The sequence below is a fragment of the Pseudomonas sp. P5_A2_2 genome (genome assembly GCF_054177685.1).
The window spans coordinates 1-1,833 of sequence record NZ_JBGCUL010000886.1; the positions used below are offsets into that span (position 1 = coordinate 1).

Below are 1,833 nucleotides of genomic sequence, written 5' to 3' on the forward strand. Positions count from 1 at the left end.
GGCTGATCCCGGTATGCCCGCCGGTGATCACCCCGCGAATGTTCGCGCCGTGTTCCTGCAAATAAGCCTGCTTGTCGGCCTGTTGGAAGTAACGTCTGACGGTAAACAACTCATCGAGCCGTGCGTTGATTTCGGGGATCAGGATCGGGCTGAGCTGCAAGACTTCTGGCTTCATGTAAACCTCGCGTAACAGAATAAAAAGTCCGGTTTAACCGCGACCGGCAAACGGCATGGCGCTGGCCATGACGGTCATGTTCAGGACGTTCGCCTCCAGCGGCAGAGCGGCGATGTAGCGCACGGCATCGGCCACATGCTTGACGTCCACCATCGGCTCCACCGCGATGGTGCCGTTGGCCTGGCGCACGCCTTTGGTCATGCGTACCGACATTTCGGTCAAGGCGTTGCCGATGTCGATCTGGCTGCAGGCGATGTTGAATTCGCGCCCGTCCAGGGCCAGGGATTTGCTCAGTCCCAACACCGCATGTTTGCTGGCGGTGTAGGCGCTGCTGAACGGGCGTGGGGTATGGGCTGAGATTGAGCCGTTATTGATGATGCGTCCGCCCTGTGGCTGTTGCCGGCGCATCTGTGCGAAGGCACCACGGGCGCAGAGGAAAACACCGTTCAGGTTGGTGTCGATCACGTTGCGCCACTGCTCGAACGTCAGTTCATCGAGCGGCACGGCAGGGGCGTTGACTCCGGCATTGTTGAACACCACGTCGAGGCGTCCGTATACCTCGGTAATGGTGGCAAATAGCGCATCGACACTGRCCGGGTCGCGCACATCGGTGGGCACCGCCAACGCTTCGTGTCCCTCGCTGAGCGCCAATTCGACCAATGCCTGTAAAGGCTCTGGCCGACGACCAGCCAATACCAGGGTAAATCCGTCGGCCATCAGAGCCAGGGCCACGGCGCGGCCGATTCCGCTACCGGCGCCGCTCACCAGGGCCACTTTCAATGGACTGTTCATGTTGTTATCTCCTTTTTCAATTCACGAGGGCGGAAGCCGGGTTCAAGGTCGCTGACCGACGCGCATTTCCAGTTGGCCGATGCCATCGATCCCGGCGTTGATGATGTCGCCGGGTTGCAACACATCGACGCCTGCCGGGCTGCCGGTCATGATCAGGTCACCGGCCCGCAGCGCCACCGACTGCGAGATGCGGCTGATGATTTCACTGACCGACCAGATCTGGCTGTCGAGGCTGTCGCGCTGGCGCTCTTCGCCGTTGACGTTCAGCCACAAATCGCCGTCCGGGTGTCCGGCGCGAGTGACTGGCACGATGGCGGTCATCGGCGCGGCGCCGTCGAACACCTTGGCACCTTCCCACGGCAAGCCATTGCTCTTGGCCGCTCGCTGTACATCACGACGGGTCAGGTCAAGCCCGGCGGCGTAGCCCCAGACATAGGCCAGCGCCTGACTCTCCGGAATATTGGCGCCACCTTCTCCAATGGCGACGACCAATTCGATTTCGTGGGCAAACTCTTCGGTCAGCGGCGGGAACGCCACTTCACCCAACGCATCCACCACGTTGCTCGCCGGCTTCATGAAAAACACGGGTGGCTGGCGGGACTGACCCTGGGTGTCTGGCCAAGGGTAGTTGCGGCCGACGCAAAATACCCGGCCAACGGGGAAACGCTGCTGGCTGCCGGCAACTGGCAAGGTCACAGGTAAATCCGGAGTGAAAACGTATTCGGTCATAGTCATTTTTGTCGTGGTCCTGTTGGAAGCATCAGCCTACGGCGGCTTCGTTTTGCGAAGTTGGACGAAAGCCGCCTCGTGTTGGAGAAAAACGCTTTTCTGCGCTCATGTTTTCCGGACTTAGCGTGCCTTGAGCT

2 protein-coding genes and 1 pseudogene are annotated in these 1,833 nt (G+C 60.5%); all 3 read right to left on the reverse strand.

Annotation, left to right across the window (positions count from 1 at the left end; all coding sequences use genetic code 11):
• Positions 1-175 (reverse strand): annotated as a pseudogene (locus tag ACXRVY_RS26915) (2-hydroxyacid dehydrogenase); the annotation flags it as partial.
• Positions 176-208: 33 nt separating this feature from the next.
• Entirely contained in the window at positions 209-967 is a 759-nt protein-coding gene (locus tag ACXRVY_RS26920) for an SDR family oxidoreductase (RefSeq protein WP_458238722.1), read from the reverse strand.
• 42 nt (positions 968-1,009) lie between these two features.
• Entirely contained in the window at positions 1,010-1,702 is a 693-nt protein-coding gene (locus ACXRVY_RS26925) for a fumarylacetoacetate hydrolase family protein (protein WP_223463710.1), read from the reverse strand.
• Positions 1,703-1,833: the final 131 nt, after the last annotated feature.

Coding starts and splice junctions, on each gene's coding strand:
- ACXRVY_RS26925 (WP_223463710.1), bottom strand. CDS start 1,702: ATGACTATGACCGAATACGTTTTCACTCCGGATTTACCTGTGACCTTG.